19 protein-coding genes are annotated in these 24236 nt (G+C 64.9%); 8 read left to right on the top strand and 11 right to left on the bottom strand.

Translation table 11 applies throughout. The features are described 5' to 3' along the window. Positions 1-9: 9 nt before the first annotated feature. A complete protein-coding gene (locus tag ACVWW1_RS43190) occupies positions 10-459 on the bottom strand; it encodes a (2Fe-2S)-binding protein (RefSeq protein WP_456660082.1) in 450 nt (149 codons plus the stop codon). Positions 460-612: 153 nt separating this feature from the next. Beyond that, positions 613-2025: an MFS transporter gene (locus ACVWW1_RS43195; protein WP_456660083.1), complete on the bottom strand. Its 1413-nt coding sequence runs from the start codon at positions 2023-2025 to the stop codon at positions 613-615. Positions 2026-2537: 512 nt separating this feature from the next. Here ACVWW1_RS43195 and ACVWW1_RS43200 point away from each other — a divergent pair. Genes ACVWW1_RS43200 through ACVWW1_RS43210 form a run of 3 tightly spaced genes read left to right on the top strand, consistent with a single transcriptional unit; the run spans position 2538 to position 6482 of the window. Then, positions 2538-4313, top strand: coding sequence for an ABC transporter permease (locus ACVWW1_RS43200; protein WP_456660084.1), 1776 nt, complete (start codon positions 2538-2540; stop codon positions 4311-4313). A 24-nt stretch (positions 4314-4337) separates the two neighbouring features. After that, entirely contained in the window at positions 4338-5363 is a 1026-nt protein-coding gene (locus ACVWW1_RS43205; protein WP_456660085.1) for an ABC transporter substrate-binding protein, read from the top strand. Positions 5364-5378: 15 nt separating this feature from the next. Next, positions 5379-6482 (top strand): ABC transporter ATP-binding protein, encoded by a 1104-nt coding sequence (locus ACVWW1_RS43210; protein WP_456660086.1) that lies wholly within the window; start codon positions 5379-5381, stop codon positions 6480-6482. 21 nt (positions 6483-6503) lie between these two features. Here the strand turns inward: ACVWW1_RS43210 and ACVWW1_RS43215 are convergent, their stop codons facing one another. Further along, positions 6504-7484, bottom strand: coding sequence for a Bug family tripartite tricarboxylate transporter substrate binding protein (locus tag ACVWW1_RS43215; RefSeq protein WP_456660087.1), 981 nt, complete (start codon positions 7482-7484; stop codon positions 6504-6506). Positions 7485-7582: 98 nt separating this feature from the next. Further along, positions 7583-8371 carry an IclR family transcriptional regulator gene (locus ACVWW1_RS43220; protein WP_176532791.1) on the bottom strand — a complete coding sequence of 263 codons (789 nt, stop codon included), beginning with the start codon at positions 8369-8371 and terminating at the stop codon, positions 7583-7585. 103 nt (positions 8372-8474) lie between these two features. Between ACVWW1_RS43220 and ACVWW1_RS43225 the strand changes: the two genes are divergently transcribed. The 3 genes from ACVWW1_RS43225 to ACVWW1_RS43235 are packed head-to-tail and all read left to right on the top strand — an operon-like array spanning position 8475 to position 13583. Beyond that, on the top strand, positions 8475-9719 hold the full coding sequence (locus ACVWW1_RS43225) for an acyl-CoA dehydrogenase family protein (RefSeq protein WP_456660088.1): 1245 nt from the start codon (positions 8475-8477) through the stop codon (positions 9717-9719). 49 nt (positions 9720-9768) lie between these two features. Then, positions 9769-11589, top strand: coding sequence for a flavin-containing monooxygenase (locus ACVWW1_RS43230; RefSeq protein ID WP_456660089.1), 1821 nt, complete (start codon positions 9769-9771; stop codon positions 11587-11589). Positions 11590-11639: 50 nt separating this feature from the next. Then, complete coding sequence (locus ACVWW1_RS43235) at positions 11640-13583, top strand: alkyl/aryl-sulfatase (RefSeq protein WP_456660090.1); 1944 nt, start codon at positions 11640-11642, stop codon at positions 13581-13583. Positions 13584-13878: 295 nt separating this feature from the next. On the opposite strand, the gene ACVWW1_RS43240 is transcribed toward ACVWW1_RS43235, so the two are convergent. The 7 genes from ACVWW1_RS43240 to ACVWW1_RS43270 form a co-directional block, all read right to left on the bottom strand. Continuing rightward, complete coding sequence (locus tag ACVWW1_RS43240; protein WP_456660091.1) at positions 13879-14583, bottom strand: ABC transporter ATP-binding protein; 705 nt, start codon at positions 14581-14583, stop codon at positions 13879-13881. Beyond that, positions 14576-15325 (bottom strand): ABC transporter ATP-binding protein, encoded by a 750-nt coding sequence (locus tag ACVWW1_RS43245; protein WP_456660092.1) that lies wholly within the window; start codon positions 15323-15325, stop codon positions 14576-14578. The genes ACVWW1_RS43240 and ACVWW1_RS43245 overlap by 8 nt, the downstream gene beginning before the upstream one ends. Positions 15326-15335: 10 nt before the next feature. Then, positions 15336-16322: a branched-chain amino acid ABC transporter permease gene (locus ACVWW1_RS43250; RefSeq protein ID WP_456660093.1), complete on the bottom strand. Its 987-nt coding sequence runs from the start codon at positions 16320-16322 to the stop codon at positions 15336-15338. Beyond that, positions 16322-17191 (bottom strand): branched-chain amino acid ABC transporter permease, encoded by an 870-nt coding sequence (locus ACVWW1_RS43255; protein WP_207836105.1) that lies wholly within the window; start codon positions 17189-17191, stop codon positions 16322-16324. The genes ACVWW1_RS43250 and ACVWW1_RS43255 overlap by 1 nt, the downstream gene beginning before the upstream one ends. A 16-nt stretch (positions 17192-17207) precedes the next feature. Further along, the gene (locus ACVWW1_RS43260; protein ID WP_456660094.1) at positions 17208-18134 is read right to left on the bottom strand and encodes an ABC transporter substrate-binding protein; all 927 of its coding nucleotides are present in this window, start codon (positions 18132-18134) and stop codon (positions 17208-17210) included. Then, positions 18128-18466 carry an ABC transporter substrate-binding protein gene (locus ACVWW1_RS43265; protein WP_456660095.1) on the bottom strand — a complete coding sequence of 113 codons (339 nt, stop codon included), beginning with the start codon at positions 18464-18466 and terminating at the stop codon, positions 18128-18130. The genes ACVWW1_RS43260 and ACVWW1_RS43265 overlap by 7 nt, the downstream gene beginning before the upstream one ends. Before the next feature lie 298 nt (positions 18467-18764). After that, on the bottom strand, positions 18765-19832 hold the full coding sequence (locus ACVWW1_RS43270; RefSeq protein WP_456660096.1) for a glycosyltransferase family 4 protein: 1068 nt from the start codon (positions 19830-19832) through the stop codon (positions 18765-18767). A gap of 310 nt (positions 19833-20142) precedes the next feature. Here ACVWW1_RS43270 and ACVWW1_RS43275 point away from each other — a divergent pair, with 310 nt between their 5' ends. Together ACVWW1_RS43275 and ACVWW1_RS43280 are read left to right on the top strand one after the other, a co-directional pair. Next, positions 20143-21906 (top strand): ABC transporter ATP-binding protein, encoded by a 1764-nt coding sequence (locus tag ACVWW1_RS43275; protein WP_176532781.1) that lies wholly within the window; start codon positions 20143-20145, stop codon positions 21904-21906. 96 nt (positions 21907-22002) lie between these two features. Beyond that, complete coding sequence (locus ACVWW1_RS43280; RefSeq protein WP_456660097.1) at positions 22003-24204, top strand: amylo-alpha-1,6-glucosidase; 2202 nt, start codon at positions 22003-22005, stop codon at positions 24202-24204. Positions 24205-24236 lie beyond the last annotated feature (32 nt).

Consider the following 24236-nt stretch of genomic DNA (forward strand, 5'->3'; position numbering starts at 1 on the left):
GCTGCCTCCTTATGCGTTCGCGGCAGCATGGATCGCCTCGCGCACCTGCTGGAAGGTCCCGCAGCGGCAGATATTGGTGATGGCGTCGTTGATGTCGTCGTCGGTCGGCTTCGGGTTTTCTTTCAACAGCGCCGCGACGGCCATGATCATGCCGCTCTGGCAATAGCCGCATTGCGGCACGTCATTCGCGATCCAGGCGAGCTGCACCTTGTGCATCACGCCGCCCGCCGCAAGGCCTTCGATGGTGGTGATGTCCTTGCCGGCCACTTCGTGCACCGTCACGCCGCAGGAGCGCATCGCGACGCCGTCGATATGCACGGTGCAGGCACCGCATTGTGCAATGCCGCAGCCGTATTTGGTCCCCGTCAGTCCGACATTCTCGCGAATCGCCCACAGCAGTGGCGTGTCGTCCTCGACGTCCACGTTGATCGTCTTGCCGTTGATTTTGAGGTTTGCCATCGCTTTCCCCTGAATGGTCCAATCCTCCGATCGGACTTCGGCGCGATGTTGGCCTTGAAACTGGAACGGTTCAAATCAAGAAACCGCGTTTGCAGCGCGGAAGAAAGTTGACGGCGCGGTGTTTGGTCGCGCCCCGCGCGCGCAACATGCCTGTCATGTCTTTTGAGGCGAAGCGACGGCTAACCGCAGGAAGCTCAGGACGCTGCCGAGCGCTGCAAATCCCGCACCCAGCGCCAGCGCGACGGTGGCGCCCTCGCGATCGGCGAGTGCGAAGCAGAGCGCGGCGAGCGCAGCGCCGGTGGTCTGTCCGGTCAACCGCGCGGTCGCGACGATGCTGCTGGCGCTGCCGCTGCGATGCGGCGGCGCGCTCGACATGATCGCCTTCATGTTGGGGGTCTGGAAGAAACCGAAACCGATGCCGCAGATCATGGTGCGCCAGACGATGTTGGCGACGCCGGGCTCGGTCGGCAGAGTCGCGAGCAGCACCATGCCGAGGCCCAGCAGCAGCATGCCGATGCCACCGAGGATGCCGGCCGGATAGCGATCCGACAACCGGCCGCCGATCGGCGCCATGAAGGCGACCACCAGCGGCCAGGGCGTCATGAAGAAACCGGTCTCGACCTGCGAGCGGTGCAGAATGTCCTCGAAGTAGAACGGCAGCGATACGAAGGCGAGGCCCTGCACAGCAAATGAGCAGACGGCGGTCGCTGCCGACAGCGCGAAGATCGGACGGCGGAACAGGTCGATCGGCAGCATCGGCGCCGGATGATCCGCATGCCGCCGGGTCAGGATCCAGCCGAACAGGAGGGCGCCGGCGAACTCCGAGATGACGAGCGCAGGCGCCGCCTTGTGAGCGGCGCTGCCGATGCTGATGACGAAGAGCCCGAGGCAGGCGCAGGCCAGCGCCGCACCGGCAAAGTCGAACGCGTGGGTGGCGCGCGGCGTCTTCGGCAGCGTCTTCATGCCGATCAGCAATGCGACGATGCCGAAGGGAATGTTGACGGCGAACAGCCAGGGCCACGGGCCGAGAGCGAGGATGCCGGAGGCGATGGTCGGCCCGAGCGACATGGCGCTCGCGACGACGAGCGCATTGTGGCCGAAACCGCGGCCGAGCATTCGGCTCGGATAAACGAAGCGCACCAGCGCGGTGTTGACGCTCATCAGGCCGCTGGCGCCAAGCCCCTGCAAGGTGCGCGCGACCAGGAGGCTCGGCAGCGACCACGCCAGCGCACAGCCAATTGACGCCAATGTGAACAGCAGGAGACCGCCGAGATAGATGCGTTGATGGCCGACGATTTCGCCGAGCGCACCGAGCGGCAGCAGCGTTGCGACGAGGGCGATCTGGTAGACGTTGACGACCCAGACCACCTCGGCAGGGCTGACATGCAGGTCGTTGGCGATCGCGGGCAGCGCGATGTTGGCGATCGCGGTATCGAGCGAGGCCATCGCCAGCGCCGTGAAGATCGCGGCCACCGCCCAGCGCCGCCGCTCCCAGGGCAATCCATCCGGCAATCCATCAGTGATCGGCGCCGCTGCCGCACCTGATATCGGGGTCTTCTCGAGCATGTCTGAAATTGTCTCCGGGACCGCCATGTACTACGCCGCCATCCCGTTCCCCAGCCGCGCCATTGCATGATGCATATGCGAAGTGGCGTTGCCGGACGCGGGCCGGCAGGCTGCGGCCGAGAGTCGGCCGCGCGGCGACGAGCGGAACGAAGAGCAACACTCGCGCAAATTGTGTCGCGAGAACGCCGAAATATGACTCGGCGGCCGCGCAACAAATTCAGTGTCGTCCCGGCGTAGGCCGGGACCCGTAACCACAAATGGTAATTGTTGCGCGACGCTGGGGCCGCAGCCCTCTTCAACAACACAGCCCTGTGGTTATGGGTCCCTGCTTCCGCAGGGACGACACTGCGATTGTGGCGCGTGGCGCGATCAATCGAGTTCGTGTTCCCGCGGTGTGTCAGACAACCGCACGCAAGCGACTTTCGGATAGCTTGCGTCACGGTCGCGATCGACTACGCTTGGCATACAAGCAGGCGCGACGTCAGATCGGGCCGCAAGAGGGGACGCGCGCATTGCACGGACAGACCGACCGGCGCAGCGAAGCCATGCGAAGCGCCAGGGAGGGAACCCGGCGCCGCGCATTCACGGGCCTGTGGATCACGGCGCTGCTGGCGATCCTCAGCTTCCTGGTCATCTATCCCGTCTTGATGCTGCTGCTCGGCGCGCTCACCGACACCAACCCGGTGGTCGACGGCATCCGCCTCAGCCTGAGCCATCTGTCGATCGCCAATTTCCTCGCCGTGCTTGCCAATCCGAATGTCGGCGAGGCGCTGCTCAACACGCTGATCGCCTGTGGCGGCGGCACGGTCATCGCGGTTGCGATCGGGCTGCTGTTCTCGTGGATCGTGGTTCGCACCAACACGCCGTTCAAGGGCTTCATCGCCGCGGCCAGCATCCTGCCGCTGTTCGCGCCGCCGCTGGTGGCGGGCGTGGCCTGGGCGATCCTCGGCTCGCCGAAGACCGGGTTGATCAACACGATGTTCAAGTGGCTGGGCTCCGACCTGCGCATCGATCTCTATTCGATGTGGGGCCTGGTGTTCGTGTTCGGCATTTACTACGCGCCCTATGTCTACATGTTCACCTCGTCGGCGCTGCGCAACATGGACCCGAGCCTGGAGGAGGCCGCGGAAATCTCCGGCGCCAGCGCGTTCGTCACCCTGTTCACGGTGACGTTTCCGCTGATCATGCCGGCGATCGTCTCGGGCATGTTGCTGTCGTTCATCGTGATGCTCGGCATCTACGGCATCCCGGCCGTGCTCGGCGCGCCGACCAATCTGAGCGTGCTCACGACCTACATCTTCAAGCTCACCAACTGGTCGCCGCCGCTCTACAACACCGCAGCCGCCGTCGCGATCATCTTGATGATGGTCACGGGGCTCCTGGTCTATCTGCAGGAGAAATTGCTCAGCGGGCGCAGCTACACGACCGTTGCGGGCAAGGCGTTCCGGCCGCGCAGCCTCGATCTCGGGGCGTGGCGCTGGCTCACCTTCGCGCTCGGGATCGTCTATCTCATCATTGTGGTGGTGCTGCCGTCGCTGGCGCTAATCGTCGCCGCCTTCCGCAAGTTCATGTTCATCCGCGACGCCGCGAGCCTGTTCGACATGCGGCAGTATTCGCTGACGCATTTCGAAAGCATCTTCGACAACCCGCTGACGATGAAGTCGATCTACAACGCGATCGAGGTCGGTGTCATCACCGCTGTTGTCGGCGGCGCGCTTGCCTTTGCGATCGGCTACACCATCCATCGCACGCGGGTCGCGGGTCGCGGCGCCATCGACCTGATCTCGACGCTGCCGGTCGCAATCCCCGGGCTCGTGGTCGGCGTCGCCTACCTCTGGGCCTGGATCGGCGTGCCCGGCGGCCTCTACGGCACGATCTGGATTCTCGCGCTGGCCTTCATCGCGCGCTTCATGCCCGACACCGTGAAGGCGCTGTCGACGTCGTTCCTGCAGATCCATCGCGAACTCGAGGAAGCCGCCTGGGTCTGCGGCCGGGGCATGCTCGGCACTATCAGGACGATCGTGCTGCCGCTGGCGCGGCCGGGTGTGCTGGCGTCGATGACGCTGCTGTTCGTGCTGGCGATCCGCGAGCTCGGCTCTTCGCTGTTTCTCTACACCAGCAACACCATGGTGATGTCGGTGTTGCTGCTCGACTATTACGAGGGCGGCAATATCGGCAAGACGGCGGCCTTCAGCCTGGTGCAGACCGTGCTGCTCGGTGTCCTGATCGGCGGCGCCAACTGGCTGTCGCGTGGGGCGGCGCAGGGCAACGTGGCGCGGACCGGGTAACAACGAACGAGGGGAGGATTTGCGATGGATAGACGAACCTTCACCACACTGGCCCTGGCGAGCGTCGCAACGCTTGCGCTGGCGCCGGCCGCGCGGGCGCAGGAGTTCGGCTCGGCGGAGCTGATCGCGGCCGCGAAGGCCGAAGGTAAGCTTGTGTTCTACACCGCGAATTTTGCCGAGATCGAGCAGCAGGTGATCAAGGCGTTCAACAAGCGCTTTCCCGAGATCACGGTCGAGATGGTCCGCGCGCCCGGCGGGCAACTCATCACCCGCGTGAAGACCGAAGCCGCCGCTGGCAAGCTGATCGCCGACGTCGTCGACCACTCCGATCGCGCGCTGATGCAGCCGCTGGAGGATCTGTTCCAGGATTACGCGCCGCCGAACGCGGCCGATTACAGCAAGGACGCGCTGATCTCGCCGAAGCTCTGGCCGCGCGCCACCATCGCCTGGTCGATCGGCTACAATACCGAGCTGGTGAAGGATCCGCCGAAATCCTGGATGGATCTGACCAAGCCGCAATATGACAAGCTGATCGGGCAGGTGTTCGCGCAGTCCGGCGGCACCACCTGGACCCGGATCATGTTCGAGCGCCAGGTGCTCGGCGAGGATTACTGGGCCAAGCAGGCCGCGACCCATCCCGTCCTCTATCCCTCCGGGGCACCGACGGCTGATGCCCTGGTGCGCGGCGAGATCGCGATCGCACCGCTGCTCTACAACGTGATCTACCAGAAGAAGAAGGATGGCGCGCCGATCGAGATCTTCTTTCCGCCCGAAGGAGCGCCGGTCAATCCCTATGCGAGCGGCATTCCGAAGACGGCTGCCCACCCCAACGCGGCAAAGCTGTTCCTGAACTGGTGCCTGTCGAAGGAAGGACAGACCTTCATGATCAAGGAGCTCGGCAATCTCACCTCGCTGAAGGAGCCGCCGGCCTTTCCGGAGGGGTTCGATCCCAAGGTGGTCAAGCTCTGGTACCCGAAGTTCGACGATTACGTGAAGCTGCATGCGGCATGGGTGGCGGAGTGGGACAAGACGTTCGGTTACCGGCAATAGGCTGATGGTGCAGCGATGACGGCAACGCTCGAGGTCAGCGATCTCAGGAAGCAGTTTGCGATCGGCCGCCCGGCGATCGACGGTGTCAGCTTTGGCGTGCCGGCCGGCGAGATCGTGGTGCTGCTCGGGCCGTCCGGCTGCGGCAAGACCACGACGCTGCGCTGCGTCGCCGGGCTCGAGCATCCGACCGATGGCGAGATCAGCATTTCTGGGCGGGTGGTGTCGTCGCCGGCGCGTGGCATCCTGGTGCCGCCGCGCTTGCGCAACCTCGGCATGGTGTTCCAGTCCTATGCGGTGTGGCCGCATATGACGGTACGGCAGAACGTGATCTATCCGCTGAAGCACCGGACGATCGGGCGCACCGATGCCGCCCGCATGGTCGACGACGCACTGGCGCTGGTCGGATTGTCCGACTATGCCGACCGGCCCGTGGTGGCGCTCTCAGGCGGGCAAATGCAGCGCGTCGCGCTGGCGCGCAGCATGGTGTACCGGCCGCAACTCCTGCTGCTCGACGAGCCGCTGTCGAACCTCGATGCCAAACTGCGCCTGCGGCTGCGCGACGACCTCCGCGTCATCCTCAAGCAGACCGGGATGACCGCACTCTATGTCACCCACGATCAGGCCGAGGCGGTCGTGCTCGGCGACCGGATCGGCGTGATGCGCGACGGCAAGCTGCTGCAGATGGACACGCCGGACGTGATCTACAACCGCCCGGCCGATCTGTTCGTCGCCAATTTCACCGGTGCGACCAACGAGCTCGCCGGCACGCTGGTCGCGTGCAATGGCGGCTATGGTGTGGTCGATTTCGGCGACGGCCGGCAGGGTGAGGTCGCGCTGTTCCAGGCGCTTAAGCCCGACGAGAAGGTGCGCGTGGCGCTGCGGCCCGAGAACATCGCGATCGGCCGGCCCGATGGCACCAACACATTCGCGGCAAAGGTGCTCGACCGTCGCTATCAGGGCACGCAGACCGCCTACGGCATCGAGCTGTTCGGCAAGCGGCTGGAGGCGATCGAGCTCGGCACCGCCGCACGCCATCAGGTCGGTGTCGAGGCGCAGGTCGCGCTGCCGCGCGAATGCCTGTGGGCCTACCGTGACAATGGGCCGGCGTCCCAAGACTGAACAGAATCTACTGAGCAGAAGCTATTGCAGCGCCATTCCGGCAGACTTGATGACGGTGGTCAGCTTCTGCTGATCGGCCTTCATCAGCGCGGCGAGCTCATCGAGCGACATCGGCTTGCCCGGAATATTGGCAAGCGACAGCTGGCGCTGCACGTCGGGGTTCTGCAATGCCTTGTTGATCGCCGCATTGATCTTTTCCAGCAGCGGCGCCGGTGTCGCGGCCGGCACGTAGATGCCGTACCAGGGAACGTAGGCGGCCTCGGCAAAGCCGGCCTCGGCGATCGTCGGGACCTCGGGCAGGTCGGGGACGCGCTTGTCGGTGAAGACCGCGAGCGGCTTGACCGTGCCGGCCTTGATGTGCGGCAGAGCAAGTTCGAGCGAAACGATCTCGAAATGCATCAGGTTGGTCATCAGGTCGATCAGCGCCTGCGGCTGGCCCTTGTAGCCGACATTGGTCAGCTTGATGCCGGCGGCCTGAAACAGTTTCTGGGCGCTGAGGTCGATCGACGATCCGGTGCCGGGATTGCCGAAATTGAACTGTCCGGGCTGCTTGCGGGCGAGCTCGACGAATTCGCCGATGCTCTTCACCGGCATCGACGGATGCACCAGCGCCACGCTTTGATTCCAGACCGCGAGGCCAACGCACCTGAAGTCCCTTGCCGCGTTCCAGCCGGCGTCCTTGTAGAGATCCGGGTTGACCAGAAGCGCGGGGCCGGTGACGACCCAGGTGTAGCCATCCGGCTCGCTGCGCGCGACGGCGGCGGTGCCGATATTGCTGTTGCCGCCTGGGCGCGCCTCCACCACGACGGTCTGCTTCCAGTCGCGGCCGACCTGCTCGGTCACCGCGCGCGCGACGATATCGACGATGCCGCCGGCAGGGTAGGGTACGATGATGTGGATCGGCCGGCTTGGATAATTGTCCTGCGCGTTGGCGCCGGCGTTAACCAGCAGGACGGATGCAATGGTCGCGAGCAGTCGAATGGCGGTTGCGATGCCGCGCATGTCTCCCCCCCCCCATATCTGCCGCATCGTCTGCGCGATGCGTACTTTTCATGCATGATCTCTTCGGAAAACCGCTTCACACTTTTCCGGATCATGCCCTAGTCGTTGGCCACCAGCGAGCGGATGCTGCGGGCGAGCCCGAGCATGCGCGGCCCGCATTCGCGCTCGATCTGCTCGGCGCTGAAGCGGAACGAGGGGATGCCGCAATTGACCGAGAGGCACTCGCCGGTGGGCGTGCGATAGAGCGGGGCGGCGACGCCGAAGATCTCGCGCCGCCATTCGCCGAGCGAGACCGCGAAGCCGCGCTCGTTGCAGAGCTCGATGTCCGGCAGCGTGCGCCGTTCGACATAGTCGAGCTCCTCAGGGCGCTCGGCCTTCACGCGTGCGACATAGGCATCGCGTTCGTCCTTCGTGAACAGCGACAGTAGCGCGCGCCCGACCGCAGTCGGCGCCAGCGAGGAGACAAAGCCGACGTCAGGCACGTGCGGCACCGCATCTGTCGTGCGCAGCGTTTCGACGTAGATGAAGTCGAGCCCGAACGGCATCGCGATCGACACCGTGCCGCCGGTATAGGCCGCGAAGTCGCGCATCAGCGGACGCGCGAGCTGGCGGACCTTCAGCGACGACAGCACCGGATAGGCTGCGGCGAGCACGCCGAGTCCGAGCACGAAGCGGCCCTTGGCGTCGCGCCTGAGATAGCCGAGCTGCTCCAGCGTGTAGGTCAGGCGCGAGACGGTCGGCCGCGACAGGCCGGTGTGCTCGGCAAGCTCCGCATTCGAGAGCGGGCCGGTGTGGTTGCGGAAGGCCGCCAGCAGATCGAGCCCGTGCGCCAGGGTGGTCGCAAAGGAGGGATCCGCCTGGGATTCGAGCGAGGACAATGCCGCCATACGAAATAATGGTCTGAAATGGATCAGTTTGTCAATATATCGAAAGAGATTTGCAAATCGTTTCGATATGGGTTTATCTCCCACTCAAAAGACGGGAGGCGGTATGAATTTCGATCTGTCCGAACGGTCGGAGCGGCGGCGGAAAGATCTGTTGGCCTTTTTCGAGAAGGCGGTGCTGCCGCGCCACCGCGCCTGGCTCGACCATGTCCGCGCGCACAGCGATACGCCGCCGTTCATGGCCGAACTGCAGCAACAGGCGCGCGTGGCGGGCCTGTGGAATCTCGGTCTGCCCGAATTGGCGGACGATGAACCGGGCACGCGCCTCTCCCATCTCGACTACGCGCCGCTGGCGGAGATCATGGGCCGGCTGTTCTGGGCGCCGGAGGTGTTCAACTGCCAGGCGCCCGACGTGCCGAACATGATCGCGTTGCAGGCCTGCGCAACGCCGGCGCAGAAGAAGCGTTGGCTGGCGCCGCTGCTCAACGCCGAGACGCGCTCCGCCTTCGGCATGACCGAACCCGATGTCGCCTCATCCGATGCCACCAACATCGCAACGCGGATGGTGCGCGACGGCGACCACTACGTCATCAACGGCCGCAAATGGTTCATCACCGGTGCTGCGCATCCGCGCTGCAGCTTCCTGATCGTGATGGGCGTGACCGATGTCGGCGCCGAGCGCACCAGCCGGCATTCCTGCATCATCGTGCCGATGGATACGCCCGGCGTGCGGCTGGTGCGGCGGCTGCGCTGGATGGGTTGCGAAGATCATACAGCGCCGATCGGCGAGCTGGTGTTCGACAATGTGCGCGTGCCGGCGGAGAATCTGCTCGGTGCCGAGGGCGAGGGTTTCAAGGTCGCCCAGATCCGGCTCGGACCGGCGCGCATCCACCATTGCATGCGCTCGATCGGGCTCTGCGAGCTGATGATCGAGTTGATGATGGCGCGTGCCGCGGAGCGCAGCGCATTCGGGCGCACCGTGATCCAGTACGATACCGTCCAGCGCTGGATCGCCGAAGCCCGCGTCGAGCTGGAGCAGGCGCGGCTGCTCGCCTGGCGCTGCGCCTGGCGGCTCGATCAAGCTGGCCATCACGGCGCTTGGCGCGACGTCTCGCTGATCAAGGTCGTGGTGCCCGCGATGCTGCAAAAGATCGCCGACCGCGCGATGCAGGTGTTCGGCGCGATGGGCGGCTCCGACGATACGCCGATCCACCAGGCGCTGGCGTGGGGACGGCTGCTGCGGATCGGCGACGGGCCCGACGAGGTGCATCTGCGCCAGATCTTCCGGATGGAGCCGATGCCGGAATGGTCGATCGCCAATTCGCCCTATCTTGCTGCACATCCCGCCTGAGCGGCGCTACAGTGTCCACCGAATGATCCTGAAACGAGGCGCCCTTCCGATGACGATGACCGAGCAAGACCGAGACGCAAAGCCCGCCGCGATCGACAAGGAGCGTCTGCGCCGGAAATATCAGGAGGAGCGCAACAAGCGGCTGCGTCCCGACGGCAATGACCAGTATCTGCAGATCAAGGGTCAGCTCGCGCATTATCTCGACGATCCCTACACGCCGGTGACGGAGCGCGCGCCGAAGACCGACCACGTCACCTTCGCCTTCATCGGCGGCGGCTTTGCCGGGCTCGCCACTGCGGCGCGGCTGACCGAGGCCGGGGTGAAGGATGTCCGCATCGTCGAGAAGGGCGGCGATTTCGGCGGCACCTGGTACTGGAACCGGTATCCCGGCGCGCAGTGCGACACCGCGTCGATGGTCTATATGCCGCTGCTCGAAGAGACCGGCCACATGCCGACGGAGAAATACGCGCATGCGCCCGAAATCCTGGCGCACTGCCAGCGGATCGGCCGGCAGTTCAATCTCTACGACAACGCGCTGTTTCACACCGAGGTGACGAGCCTCGACTGGGACGCGGCGCAATCGCGCTGGATCGTCCGCACCACCAGGGGTGATGCCTTCACCGCGCAGTATGTCGGCATCGGCACCGGCCCGCTGCATGTGCCGAAACTGCCCGGCATTCCCGGCATCGAGCGCTTCAAGGGCCACTCGTTCCACACCAGCCGGTGGGATTACGACTACACCGGCGGCGATCCCCGGGGCGCGCTGATGGACAAGCTTGCTGACAAGCGCGTCGGCATCATCGGCACCGGCGCAACGTCGGTGCAATGCATTGCGTACCTCGCGCGCGCCTGCAAGGAGCTCTACGTGTTCCAGCGCACGCCGTCGTCGGTCGACGTGCGCGGCAACGGCCCGATCGATCCGGACTGGTTCGCCGATATCGCGACACCGGGCTGGCAGCAGCGCTGGCTGGAGAATTTCACCGCCAACCAGGCCGGTGGATCGGCCGAGGAAGATCTGGTGCAGGACGGCTGGACCGATCTGTCGAAGCGAATCCGCGCCAAAGTCATGCTGCTGCCGCGCGAGCAGCGGACCGTGGAAAACATGCGGGCGGTCTTCGAGGATTCCGACTTCGAGAAGATGGAGGAGATCCGCAACCGGGTCGACAGCATCGTCGGCGACCCCGAGACGGCCAAGAATCTCAAGGCCTGGTATGGCCAGCTCTGCAAGCGGCCATGTTTCCACGACGCCTATCTTCAGGCGTTCAACACGCCCGGCACGCATCTGGTGGATACCGACGGCAAGGGTGTGGAAGAGATTACCGAGAACGGGATTGTCGTCGCGGGCAAGGAATACAAGCTCGACTGCATCATCTACGCATCGGGCTTTGAGGTCGGCACGGAATATCGCAGGCGCGCGGGCTTCGATCTGACCGGCCGCGACGGCATCAAGCTGTCGGAGCATTGGGCCGCCGGCATGCGCACCAAGCACGGCATCCACGTGCATGGCTTCCCCAACGTGTTTTTCGTGCAGCCGACCCAGGGCGCCAACCTCATTTCCAACGTACCGCACAACCTGACGGAAGCGGCGCGGACCATCGCCCTGATGGTCGCTCATGCGCAGGACAACAGCTTCAAGGAAATTGAAGTCAGCAAGGAAGCCGAGGATCGCTGGGTCGAGCTGCTGCTGACCGCGGTCGGCCGGATGATCGGTGGGCCGGATTGCACGCCCGGCTACTACAACAATGAAGGACGCGAGCCCGGACCTGCCGCCAAGCTCAATGTCGGCTATCCGGCGGGCGCGTTGGCCTACTTCAAATACATCGATGGCTGGCGCCGCAGCGGCCAGTTCGAAGGCGTGCAATTCCGCTGAGTGATGCGCGACGGGGACTGATCTTCGCCAAACGAGGGAGTGCTTGAGTAATGACCCAGACAACCGCAGGTGAGACGTCGCATGAACTTCCGAAGGCGGCGTCCGCGCCGGTCATCGCGCAGCACGAAGCCACGCTGAAAGCGCTACCGTTCGCCGACACCAGGGATTTCGACGACGCCGCGCGCGGCTTCCTCGGCACCATCGAGAACGCGCGCGTCACCTCGGCCCAGGGCAGGGTGGTGTGGAGCCTCGAGCCTTACGGCTTCCTCTCCGAGGAGAAGGCGCCCACGACCGTCGATCCGAGCCTGTGGCGGCAATCGCGGCTCAACATGCATCACGGCCTGTTCGAGGTGGTGCCGGGCGTCTACCAGGTGCGCGGGCTCGACATCGCCAACATGACGCTGATCGAGGGCGACAAGGGCGTCATCGTGGTCGACACCCTGACCTCGATCGAGGGCGCACGCGCCGCGATGGAACTGTACTTCCAGCATCGCGGCAAACGGCCGGTCGCCGCCGTGATCTTCACCCATACCCATACCGACCATTGGGGCGGCGCGCGCGGCGTGCTCGACGACGCCATGCTGGCGGCGGGCGTTCCGATCATCGCGCCGAACTTCTTTATGGAGCACGCGGTCTCCGAGAACATCATCGCGGGGCCGGCGATGCTGCGCCGCGCGCAATACCAGTTCGGGCCGTTCCTCGCCAAGGGCGTGCGCGGCCAGGTCGATTGCGGCCTCGGCAAGACCATGGCGGCGGGCGGTGTGGCGCTGTTGCGGCCGACCGATCTGATCGTCGCGACCGGCGACAAGCGCGTGATCGACGGCGTCGAGTTCGAATTCCAGATGGCGCCGAACAGCGAAGCACCGGCGGAGATGCATTTCTTCATTCCGCGCAACAAGCTCTTGAACCTCGCGGAGAACTGCACGCACAATTTCCACAATCTGCTGCCGTTCCGCGGCGCCGATGTGCGCGATGCGCTGGCCTGGTCGAAATATCTCGGCGAGGCGCTGCAGTTGTGGGGCGGCAAGGCCGAGGCGATGTGCGGCCAGCACCATTGGCCGGTGTGGGGGCGGGAGCGCATCGACACCATGATTCGCCAGCAGCGCGATCTCTACAAATACGCGCATGACCAGACCATCCGGCTGATGAACCACGGCCTCAATGCGGCCGAGATTGCCGAGACGATCCGCCTGCCCTCGAGCCTCGAAGGCGCCTGGCACGGCCGCGGCTATTACGGTCACATCAGGCACAATGTGAAGGCGATCTACCAGAAGTATCTCGGCTGGTACGACGCCAATCCGGTCAATCTCGATTCCCTGCCGCCGGTCGAGGCCGGCAAGAAATATGTCGAGTATATGGGCGGTGCCGACGCGATCCTGAAACGCGCCACCGCCGATTTCGCCAAGGGTGAATTCCGTTTTGTGGCGCAGGCCGTCAGCCACCTCGTGTTCGCCGAGCCTGATAATCAGGCGGCGCGCGCGTTGCTGGCCGACGCGTTCGAGCAACTCGGCTACGCCGCCGAGAGCTCGACCTGGCGCAACGCTTATCTGTTCGGTGCCCAGGAGCTGCGGCAGGGTATGCCGAAGACGCCGCCGCGCTCGCCGATGCCGCGCGAGACGCTGGCTGCGCTCCGCACCGAGCAGCTCTGGGACGTGCTCGGCATCCGCCTCAACGGCCCCAAGGCCGAAGGCAAGCGCATCGTGCTGAACTGGAATTTTACCGATACGGGCGAGAGCTTCATCCTCAACCTCGAGAACTCGGCGCTGACTTACGTCAAGGGCGCGCAGGCCGCCGATGCGCATGCGAGCTTCACTCTGGCGCGCAGCGTGCTCGACGAGGTCATCGCCAAGCTGACCACGTTCCCGGAAGCGGTCGGCGCCGGCAAGATCAAGGCATCCGGCGAGCCGCTGCGGCTCGGCGAACTGATGATGCTGATGGACGAATTCCCGCGGATGTTCGAGATCGTCGAGCCGAAGCGGACGGTGGTGACGTAGTAAGGTTCGTACCGTCTCGCCGGATCGAGCAACTCCGCTACCGTCACCCTGAGGAGCGCGTAGCGCGTCTCGAAGGGTCGACGGCCCGGTTGGTGGCTGTGCATCCTTCGAGGCGCGCTCCGCTCGCACCTCCAGCGACAAAGGCGAAGCCTTTGCGCGGGGTTGACGGGTAGATAAATGTGGCAAGGCGTCATGGCGAGGAGCGTAGCGACGAAGCAATCCTTTCCTCGCTTGGGAGAAGATGGATTGCTTCGCTTCGCTCGCAATGACGGGAGCGGGCGCCTCGATCGCTATCTCAAATCCCGAGATACGCCGCCTGCACTTGCTTGTTATTGGCGAGTTCGGCGCTCGAGCCCTGCATGATCACGTTGCCGCTTTCCAGCACATAGGCGCGCTGCACCAGCGACAGAGCGCGGCTGACATTCTGCTCCACCAGGAGGATCGCGGTGCCCATCTTGTGGATCTCGGCGATCTTCTCGAAGGTCACGTCGGTCATGACAGGCGCAAGGCCCAGCGAAGGCTCGTCCAGCATCAACAGGCGCGGCTTCAGCATCAATCCGCGGCCGACCGCGACCATCTGCTGCTCGCCGCCGCTCATGGTGCCGGCGAGCTGCTTCCTGCGGTCGGCGAGCCGCGGAAAGATACTGTAGACGAGTTCCATCGTACGCGTGCGATCCGCCTTGGCCTTCGGCGTGTAGGCGCCGATCTCGAGATTTTCCTGCACGGTCATTTCCGGAAATACCTGGCGGCCTTCCGGGACGTGCGCGATGCCGAGCTCGGGAATCCGGTAGGGCGGTAGCGTGGCGAGGTCGACGCCGTCGAAAGTGACCTTGCCTGCGAACAGTTTGACGAGGCCGGAGACGGCGCGCAGCGTCGTGCTCTTGCCGGCGCCGTTGGCCCCCAGCAGGCCGACGGCTTCGCCTTCGCCAATGGAGATGCTGACGTCGGTGATGGCGGGGACCGAGCCGTAGCTGGCGCTGACGCGGGACAGCTCAAGCATGGGCGTCGCCCTGCGCCGGCGGATGCACGTAGGAGCCGAGATAGGCGCGGATCACTTCCGGGTTCTCCACGATCTCCTTCGGCGCGCCCTCGGCGATCTTCTGGCCGTGGTCGAGCACCACGATGTGACGGGCCACCGCCATGATCGCGCGCATGACATGCTCGACGATCACGATGGTCAGGCCGCTGGCGGAGAGTTTTTTCACCAGCGTCACCGCCTGGTCGATTTCGGCCGGGTTGAGCCCGGCCATCACCTCGTCGAGCAGCAGGATCCTTGGCTGCGTCGCCAGCGCGCGCGCCATCTCCAGCCGGCGCTGGTCGATGGTGGTGAGGTCCTTGGCCGGCGTCTGCTCCTTGGCGCCGAGGCCGACGAATTCGATCGCCTCCAGCGCCTTGTTGCGCGCGGCGGCGACATGGCGGTCGCGCAGGAACGCGCCGGTCATCACATTGGCGAGCACCGTCATCGCGCCGAACGGCTTCGCCACCTGGAAGGTGCGGGCAAGGCCGAGCGCGCAGACGTCATGCGGCCGCAAGCCCACGACCTCGTGACTGAAGGCGAGCACCGAGCCGGAGTCCGGGCGATGAAATCCCGTGATCAAATGAAAGCTCGTGGTCTTGCCCGCGCCGTTCGGCCCGATCAGCGCAACCGTCTCGTTCTCCTGCACCGTGAAGCTGACGTCCTGCACCGCGCGCAGGCCGCCGAAGCGCTTGCTGAGACCCTTGACGACCAGTGCTTCTGCCATCGCAACGACCTCAGGCGCGTGCCGGCTTGCGCCGGATGGTGCGGTGGTAGATGTCGGTCGCAAACCCGATCAGCCCGGTCGGCCGCCACAGGATCACCGCCATCAGGATCAGGCTGTAGACCGTGAGCTGGATGCCGCCGACCGAACTGCCGAGCCAGCTTTGCAGCAGCGCGGAAGTGGTCTCCAGCAGCACGGTGCCGATCACGGGCCCCCACAGTGTGCCGATGCCGCCGACGATCGAGACCAGCGCGGCCTCGATCGAGACGCTGAAGCTGAATGCGGTCGCCGGATCGATGAAGTAGATGTACTGGGTGTAGAAGGTGCCGGCGAGCGCGGTCAGGAACGCGCTGATCATGTAGATGTCGCGCTTGACCTTCGGGGCGTTGACGCCGACCGCCTCAGCCGCGTCCTCATCCTCGCCGATCGCGACGAGGTAGTAGCCGATCCAGGATTTCTCGATTTGGTGGGTGATCCACAGGCCGACCACGAGCAAGCCCAGCACGACGTAGTAGTACGAGGACTTCTCCTCGAACTGCATCATCAGCGGCGCGCTGCCGAGATTCGGGATCGTGGTGCCTTCGGCGCCCCAGGCGAAATCGCGGAATTTGAGGAAGATCAGCATCAGCACCTGGGCGGTCGCGATGGTGGCGATGGTGAAATAGGGGCCTCGCAGGCGGAAGCACAGCCAGCCGATCGGCAGGCTCGCCAGCATCGCGACCACGCCGCCCGCGATCATCCCGATCCAGGGCGAGATGCCGTAGTTCACCTGCATGATGGTCGAGGTGTAGGCGCCGAGCCCGAAATAGGCGGCGTGCCCGAGCGACAGCTGCTTGGCATAACCGCCCATCAGGTTCCAGGCGACGCCGATAAAGGAGAACAGCAGGATGCGGATGAAGATATCGATCGCGAACGACGAGGTGACGAACTGGGGCAGGACGAGCATGACGACGGTCCCGATCGCCAGCCACAGCCATTTCATGTTGCCGGAGGTCTGCATCAGCGGCCCCTCCTGGCGCCGAGGCCGCTCGGCCTGAAGGCAAGGGTCAACAGCAGCAGCGCGAACACCACGATCAGGCCAGAGTCCGCGCCGACGAACTGGATGCCGAGCGATTCCGCCACGCCCATCATCAGGCTCGCGACCAGCGCGCCCATCACATTGCCGAGCGTACCCATCACGACCGCGACGAACGCCATCAGCACGAACACCTGGCCGACGAACGGATAGGCCGAATAGAACGGCATCAAGAGCGAGCCGGCGGCACCGGCGAGCGCCAGCGCGGTGCCGAACGCGACCGCGAACACGCGATTGGGATTGATCCCCATCAGCATCGCGACATCGCGGTTCTGCGACGCCGCGCGCATGGCGCGGCCGAGATCGGTGGTGTGCAGGAACACCCAGAGCAGCCCGCTGAGTGCCATCGCGACCGCAAAGGCGATCAGTTTCGCCACCGGAATGTACAGCCCGCCGATGTGCCACGCTTCATCCGAATAGGAGGTATGGACGGTGCGGTAGTTGGCGCTGAACAGCATCAGCGAGAGATTGAGCAGCAGCAGCGACAGCGCAAAGGTCAGGAAGATCTGCGGCATGTCGTTCGGCCCGAGCACCCTGCGGATCAGGAAATGCTGGATCACGACGCCGGCAAGGAACAGCACCGGCATCGAGACGACCAGCGAGACCAGCGGATCGATGCCGAACTGGGTGGCGAGGAAGAACGAGATATACATCCCGATCATCACAAACTCGCCCTGGGCGAAGTTGACGATCTTGACCACGCCGAAGATCAGCGTGACGCCGATGCTGACCAGCGCGTAGATGCCGCCGATGAGCAGGCCGTTGATGACAGCCTGGGCCAGTGTCTCCCACATGCGATGCGACCGCGGTTCAGGTCTTCATCAGCGGGGCGCGGGCGTCTTCCTGGGGGAAGATGCTGGCGAGATCGGCGTTCTGCCACTGCACGCCGACCGGACGGCCATAGACGTTCTTGCCGTCGGGGCCGAACTTCACCTTGCCGCCGGGCGCCATCGCCGCGTAACCCGAGGAGACGTCGAGCGTCGAGAGCGCCTCGCGCACCTTCTTCGGATCGGCGGAGGCGGCGCGCTCCAGCGCGTCGGCCAGCATGAAGGTCTGCGCGACCAGGCCGCCGGCATATTCGAAGGCGAACTCGCCGGTGCGCTTCTTGAACTCGGCGTTGACCTTCTGCGCATCGTCGTTGACGTCATGGTTCCAGTGCGCGACGCCCTGCAGGCCCTCGGCGGCCTTGCCGACATTCTTGTAGAAGTCCGGCATCACGAAGCCGCCCGAGCCGCCATTGATCGCGATGTTGAGCCCGACCTGCTTCACGGTGCGCACGATCAGGATGAGGTCGTTGAGATAGGACAGCGAGAACAGCGTGTTGGCGCCGGAGGCCTTGACCTTGTTGATCAGCGGGCTCGCATCGGTGAAGCCGGCCGAGTAGGGCTCGAACATCACGATCTCGACACCTTCGCCGGGCGCCAGCTCCTTCAGCCCGTTCGAGGTCGAGGTGCCGAATGCGGTGTTCTCGAAGATGACGGCGACCTTGGCCTGCTCGCTGACCAGCTTGGCCATCTGCAGCTGCGCCTTGGCGAATTGCGAGGCGCGCGCGAACGGCGTGAAGGTGTAGGTGCGTCCCTTGTTGAGCTGGTCGGAGCTCGATCCGGTGATGATCGGAACCCGGGCGCGCTCGCAGACTTCGCTTGCGATCAAGGTCAGCGCGCTGGCGTAGCAGCCATGGATCGCCGACAGCTTGTTGCCGGTGATGAGCCGGTCCGTCTCGGTGCGCGTCAACACACCGTGGTGTCGCTCTGCACGTCGGACACGATGAGGTTGAGCTTGGCGCCGCCGAGCGACTTGATGCCGCCGGCTTCATTGACCATGTCGACCGCGAGCTTGGCTGCTGCGACGCAGCCGACGCCGATCTGCGCCATGCTGCCGGTGCTCGGATAGAGCGCGCCGATATTGATCGGGTCGGCGGCCCAGCCGCGCAGCGGGACGGCGCCGAATGCGCCAGCCGCGAGCACGCCGCCGGTTTTGAGCAGGAACTTGCGGCGGTTCAGCTTTGTCCGTGAGGCCTTGGTCGGCGCGGCATTATTAATGGCCGACGGCTTGTGGTCCCCTGTCATGGCGTTCCCCCTGTGCGACCGCGGCTCGGTTGCTCCGTCCGCGCGCTTATTATTTTTTGCTCAAGCGGGCGCATAAGAGCACGTAATTCGGCAATCGCAAAGGCGATATCGGCCGAGGCCACGGGGAAACGCGTTGCGACTGGTGCGTCGCATCAATCGCGCGACGCGCGCATGTGAGCCGTTCGCTGCGTGGGAGTTGCCGCCGGATGCGGCGATATTATTGATAATCGAATGACCCGCCGGACCGGCACAGGGGGCCGGCCGGTCCGCCGGATCATTCGATCGGCCGCTGCGACGGCTATTCCGCGCTCGCCACCAGCTTGAAGCGCGGCTTGGCTTCCATCAGGCTGCGATAGGCGGCGAGATAGTCGAGCGCCATCCGGCGCGCGGTGAAGCGGGTCTCGAACTGCTTGCGGATCGCTTCGCGGTTGAGCGTCGAAAGCCGGCCGACCGAGGAGATCGCGCTGATCTCGTCCTCGACGATGAAGCCGGTCAGGCCATCCTCGATGATCTCGGGCACCGAGCCGCGGTTATAGGCGATGACGGGCGTGCCGCAGGCCATCGCTTCGATCATCACGAGGCCGAACGGCTCCGGCCAGTCGATTGGAACCAAGAGCCCGATCGCGCCGCTGAGAAAATCCGGCTTCTCGCGGTCGCTGATCTCGCCGATGAACTCGATCAACGGGTTGTTGGTGATCAGCGGCTTGATCAACTCGTCGTAATATTCCTGGTCGGCGCGATCGACCTTGGCTGCGATCTTCAGCGGAATGCCGCAGCGGGTTGCGATCTTGATCGCGCGATCGACGCCTTTCTCCGGCGCGATGCGCCCGAGCACGGCGAGATAGGATTGCTTGACCGGTTGCGGCGTCAGCAAATTCTCCGGCAGGCCGTGATGGATGGTGCGCACCCAGTGCGCCTGCGGTACTGGCCGCCGCTGCGCATTGGAGATCGAGATCACCGGGATCTTGGAGAAGGTGTTGAAGACGGGCTGGTGCTCCGGCAGGTCGAGCCGTCCGTGCAGCGTGGTCACGAAGGGCGTCGGCTGCCGCGAGAACGCCGACCACGGATAGTAGTCGAGATGGAAATGCAGGAAGTCGAATTCGTCATCGTCGGCTTTCTGCCGCACACGCTCCAGCATCACCATGTGCAGCGCATTGGGGTCGCGGACGGAACCGTCGAGCCGCAGTGCCTTCGGCCAGGTCGCATCGAGCTTCGCGGAGGTCTGTGAGTCGCCGCTGGCGAACAACGTCACGTCATGTCCAAGTGTTACAAGTTCTTCGGTCAGCCAGTGCACGACCCGTTCGGTGCCGCCGTAGAGCTTCGGGGGAACAGCCTCTGTCAGCGGGGCAACCTGCGCGATGCGCATTTATCCGTCTCCTGTTTGCGATGTGGATGAACCCTCAGCCCTCTGATGGCACCGACATGCCAAGGACGGGAACGTTCTCGCACGTGCGAGGTTCCTTAGGTGTGGGAGATCTGCCGCTTCTTTCTTCCATCACACTGTGGTCTTGCTGATGCCATCTCGCTCCAACACGTTTTTGCCGACGCCAGCGTTGCAAAATTGTCGCGCAGTGATGGCTGCATCATGGAATCCCACCGCCGCCCTTCACGTCATCGTGCGCGAGAGCTTCGACTAAAACTTTCTCGTTCACCTTCAACAGGTTTCGCAGGACGTCATGGACCATCTGTCAGGCTATGCGCATCGCCCGTTCCCCTTCGTGCTGCGCTATCTGCGTCGGCGGCTTCCTTCGCATGTCGTCATCTTATCGGCTGTCGTCGCGGCGGTTGCCTGTTCGGTAGGCACGCAATACGGCGTGAAGAATCTGGTCGACGCATTGTCGGCAGGGCCGTTGGCCGCGAATGGCGTATGGCTGGCATTCGCTCTGCTCATGTCGCTGATCGCAGCCGACAACTTCCTGTGGCGGATCGCGAGTTGGACCGCGAGCTACACCTTCGTCAGCGTCAGCGGCGATCTTCGCCGCGATATGTTCCGCCATCTCACCGGCCACGCGCCCAGCTATTTCACGGACCGGCTGCCGGGCATGCTGACCAGCCGGATTACGGCGACGTCGAACGCGGTCTACACCGTCGAGAACATGTTCGTATGGAATGTGTTGCCGCCTTGCATCGCCACCTTCGCGGCGATCACCCTGGTTGGAACCGTCAGCGTGACAATGTCAGCAGTGCTGATCCTGATTGCGGGAACCATGGTCGTGGCCATGTTCCGCATGGCGGCCGCCGGCAGACCGCTGCATGACGATTTCGCCAACAGGGCGGCGGCCGTGGACGGCGAAATGGTCGACGTCATCAACAACCTGCCGCTGGTGCGCGCGTTCTGTGGCCTCGGCTACGAGCACGACCGCTTCGATGCGACCGTCAATCGGGAACTCGTGGCGCGCGGCCGTTCCTTGCGCTATCTCGAAAAGCTTCGTCTCGTTCACGCTGCCGTGACCGTCATTCTGACGATCGCGATGCTGGCCTGGGCTCTCAATCTCTGGCAGCAGGGCGCCGCGACCACCGGCGACGTCGTGCTGGTCTGCACGCTCGGCATCTCGATCCTCAGCGCCACCCGCGATCTCGCCGTTGCGCTGGTCGACGTCACCCAGCATGTCGCCCGCCTGACCGAGGCGCTGGCGACGCTGTTGCAGCCGCACGAGCTGAAGGACCATCCGGAAGCCGAGGTGCTGGTGAAGAGCGGCGCGGCGATCGCCTTCAACAATGTCTCGTTCCGCTATCCCGGCGGCTTGCAGGTGTTCGAGCGTTTCAGCCTGCGCATCCAGCCCGGCCAGCGGGTCGGCTTGGTCGGCCAGTCCGGCGGCGGCAAGTCAACACTGTTTACCCTTCTGCAGCGCTTCTACGACGTCGAGCAGGGCAACATCACGGTCGACGGCCAGGACATCTCGCGCGTCACCCAGCAGAGCCTGCGCGCCGCGATCTCGGTGGTGCCGCAGGATATCTCGCTGTTCCACCGGTCGATCCTGGAGAACATCCGTTACGGCCGGCCGGACGCCACCGACGACGAGGTGCGGCGGGCGGCGATCGCGGCGCGCTGCGACTTCATCGAAGGCCTGCCCGAGGGCATGAACACCATCGTCGGCGACCGCGGCGTCAAGGTCTCCGGCGGCCAGCGCCAGCGGATCGCGATCGCGCGCGCCTTCCTGAAGGACGCGCCGATCCTGCTGCTCGACGAGGCCACCGCGGCGCTCGATGCGGACTCCGAGGAGGCGATCCGCGAGGCGTTGTCGCGACTGATGCGCGGGCGTACGGTGGTGGCGATCGCGCACCGTCTCGCGACGCTGCGCAGCTTCGACCGCGTGCTCGTGCTGCAGGGCGGCCGGATCGTCGAGGACGGTCCGCCCGATATCCTCGTGAAGGGAAGGGGTCCCTACCGCGACCTGGTCGCGCGCGAGATGGGCCGCCTCTCCACCAGCGCGGCCTGACCCCGCGTCATCAAGCGCGTTGTTGCGTTCCGGTGCGTTCGTTCGAGCCGAGATACGGGCCAAGAGTCGGGCCAAGCAAAGTCGCCAGAGGTTCAGATGGCAGCTGACGTCGTCACGCAGATCATTACTGCTCGCATCACTGAGCACGTCGCCGAATCGCCGTTCTACATTCCGATGACCGGGCCCGCGGCGCGGCCGCGGCGCTCGCTCAAGCATGACGACACTTTCATCGTGCTCGACAGCCATGGCGATATCGGCGCCTCGGCCGGCGGGCCGGACGGCCTGTTCAACGCCGATACGCGCTACCTCGCGCGGTTGGAAATGGTGCTGGAGGACGTGCAGCCGCTGCTGCTCGGCTCCAACATGCGCGACGACAATTCGGCGCTGACGGTCGATCTCACCAATTCCGACGTCTATCGCGACGGCCATCTGACCTTGCAGAAGGACACGCTGCACATCGTGCGCTCGATCTTCCTGTGGCGCGGTACCGCCTATCAGCGCATCGGCCTGCAGAACCACGGCGAACACATCGCGAGCTTCGATCTGACGCTGCTGTTCGACAATGATTTTGCCGACCTGTTCGAGGTGCGCGGCGAGCGGCGACCGCGGCGTGGCATCGGCTCGAGCAAGCTGCTCGGCCCGACCGACGTCGTGCTGGAATATTGCGGCCTCGACGAGCAGACGCGGATCACCGCACTGCATTTCGACCCGCGGCCGACCCGGCTGTCGGTCAACGCCGCAACCTATCATTTCGACCTCGAGCCCGGCCGGGTCACGTCGCTGTTCGTGGCGGTGTCCTGCAACAAGCCGATCATGCAAAAGCCGGTGCCGTTCTTCCGCGGGCTCCTGGCGCATCGCCGGGAGATGCGAAATTCGACGGCCGGCGCGGCCAGCATCGAGACGTCGAACAACATCTTCAACGAGGTGCTGTGCCAGGCGATGGCCGATCTCAACATGCTGATGACGGAGACGCCGCAGGGCCGTTACCCCTATGCCGGCATTCCCTGGTATTCGACGACATTCGGCCGCGACGGGCTAATCACCGCGCTGCAAATGCTGTGGGTCGATCCGCGGATCGCCAAGGGCGTGTTGAAGCGGCTCGCGCTGTTCCAGGCCAAGGCGGTCGATCCGCTGTCCGATGCCGCGCCGGGCAAGATCCTGCACGAGATGCGCGGCGGCGAGATGGCCGCGCTGCGCGAGGTGCCGTTCGCGCATTACTACGGCAGCGTCGATTCGACGCCGCTGTTCGTGCTGCTCGCCGGGCTCTATCTGGAGCGCACCGGCGACTTGGAGACGTTGCGCGAGTTGTGGCCGGCGGTGGAGGCGGGGTTGCAATGGATCGACGGTCCGGGCGATCCCGATCGCGACGGCTTCATCGAGTATCAGCGCGCCACCGAGGAGGGGCTGCGGAACCAGGGCTGGAAGGACTCCTTCGACGCCATCTTCCACGCCGACGGCACGCTTGCCGAGGGCAATATCGCGCTGGCTGAAGTGCAGGGCTATGTGTTCGCCGGCAAGCAGCTTGCCGCCCGTGCGGCGCGCAAGCTCGGCTTCGCGGACAAGGCGTCGCGGCTGGAAGCCGAGACCGAGCGGCTGCGCGAGCGGTTCGAGGCGGCGTTCTGGTGCGAGGAGCTCGGCACCTATGCGCTCGCGCTCGACGGCGCCAAGCGGCCGTGCAAGGTGCGCACGTCGAATGCCGGACAGACCTTGTTTTCCGGCATGGTGCGCGAAGACCGCGCGCGACGGGTTGCCGCCGACCTGATGAGCCAGAGATTCTTCTCGGGCTGGGGCATCCGCACCGTCGCCGTGGGCGAGGCGCGCTACAACCCGATGTCCTATCACGACGGCTCGATCTGGCCGCATGACAATGCGCTGATCGCACTCGGATTTGCCCGCTACGGCCTGAAGCATTCGGTCGCGCATCTGTTCAAGGGCCTGTTCGATGCCGCGAGCTATATGGAGCTGCGGCGGCTGCCCGAACTTTTCTGCGGCTTCCGCCGCGAGCGCCGGCGCGGCCCGGTGCTTTATCCGGTGGCCTGCGCACCGCAGGCCTGGGCAAGCGCAACGCCGTTCACGCTGCTGGAGGCCGCGCTCGGGTTGGAGTTCGACATCGGGCGCGGCGAGATCCGCTTGCGCGATCCGCGGCTGCCGGAATTCCTCAACGACGTGGTGCTGCGCGACCTCAGGCTCGGCGCGTCCAGCGTCGATTTGCGGCTGCGGCGACACGACGGCGAGGTGTCACTCGAAGTGTTACGCACGCGCGGCCAGATCCAGGTGTCGATCGTGCTGACGCATTGAGCGTCGTTCGCACGGCACGCGCGCACCGGAAA

This window comes from Bradyrhizobium sp. JR3.5 (assembly GCF_054057015.1).

Excerpts from the sequence above, each read along its gene's own strand:
- ACVWW1_RS43190 (WP_456660082.1), bottom strand. The coding sequence starts at position 459 with ATGGCAAACCTCAAAATCAACGGCAAGACGATCAACGTGGACGTCGAG.
- ACVWW1_RS43195 (WP_456660083.1), bottom strand. The coding sequence starts at position 2,025 with ATGCTCGAGAAGACCCCGATATCAGGTGCGGCAGCGGCGCCGATCACT.
- ACVWW1_RS43205 (WP_456660085.1), top strand. The coding sequence starts at position 4,338 with ATGGATAGACGAACCTTCACCACACTGGCCCTGGCGAGCGTCGCAACG.
- ACVWW1_RS43210 (WP_456660086.1), top strand. The coding sequence starts at position 5,379 with ATGACGGCAACGCTCGAGGTCAGCGATCTCAGGAAGCAGTTTGCGATC.
- ACVWW1_RS43215 (WP_456660087.1), bottom strand. The coding sequence starts at position 7,484 with ATGCGCGGCATCGCAACCGCCATTCGACTGCTCGCGACCATTGCATCC.
- ACVWW1_RS43220 (WP_176532791.1), bottom strand. The coding sequence starts at position 8,371 with ATGGCGGCATTGTCCTCGCTCGAATCCCAGGCGGATCCCTCCTTTGCG.
- ACVWW1_RS43225 (WP_456660088.1), top strand. The coding sequence starts at position 8,475 with ATGAATTTCGATCTGTCCGAACGGTCGGAGCGGCGGCGGAAAGATCTG.
- ACVWW1_RS43230 (WP_456660089.1), top strand. The coding sequence starts at position 9,769 with ATGACGATGACCGAGCAAGACCGAGACGCAAAGCCCGCCGCGATCGAC.
- ACVWW1_RS43235 (WP_456660090.1), top strand. The coding sequence starts at position 11,640 with ATGACCCAGACAACCGCAGGTGAGACGTCGCATGAACTTCCGAAGGCG.
- ACVWW1_RS43240 (WP_456660091.1), bottom strand. The coding sequence starts at position 14,583 with ATGCTTGAGCTGTCCCGCGTCAGCGCCAGCTACGGCTCGGTCCCCGCC.
- ACVWW1_RS43245 (WP_456660092.1), bottom strand. The coding sequence starts at position 15,325 with ATGGCAGAAGCACTGGTCGTCAAGGGTCTCAGCAAGCGCTTCGGCGGC.
- ACVWW1_RS43250 (WP_456660093.1), bottom strand. The coding sequence starts at position 16,322 with ATGCAGACCTCCGGCAACATGAAATGGCTGTGGCTGGCGATCGGGACC.
- ACVWW1_RS43255 (WP_207836105.1), bottom strand. The coding sequence starts at position 17,191 with ATGTGGGAGACACTGGCCCAGGCTGTCATCAACGGCCTGCTCATCGGC.
- ACVWW1_RS43265 (WP_456660095.1), bottom strand. The coding sequence starts at position 18,466 with ATGACAGGGGACCACAAGCCGTCGGCCATTAATAATGCCGCGCCGACC.
- ACVWW1_RS43270 (WP_456660096.1), bottom strand. The coding sequence starts at position 19,832 with ATGCGCATCGCGCAGGTTGCCCCGCTGACAGAGGCTGTTCCCCCGAAG.
- ACVWW1_RS43275 (WP_176532781.1), top strand. The coding sequence starts at position 20,143 with ATGGACCATCTGTCAGGCTATGCGCATCGCCCGTTCCCCTTCGTGCTG.
- ACVWW1_RS43280 (WP_456660097.1), top strand. The coding sequence starts at position 22,003 with ATGGCAGCTGACGTCGTCACGCAGATCATTACTGCTCGCATCACTGAG.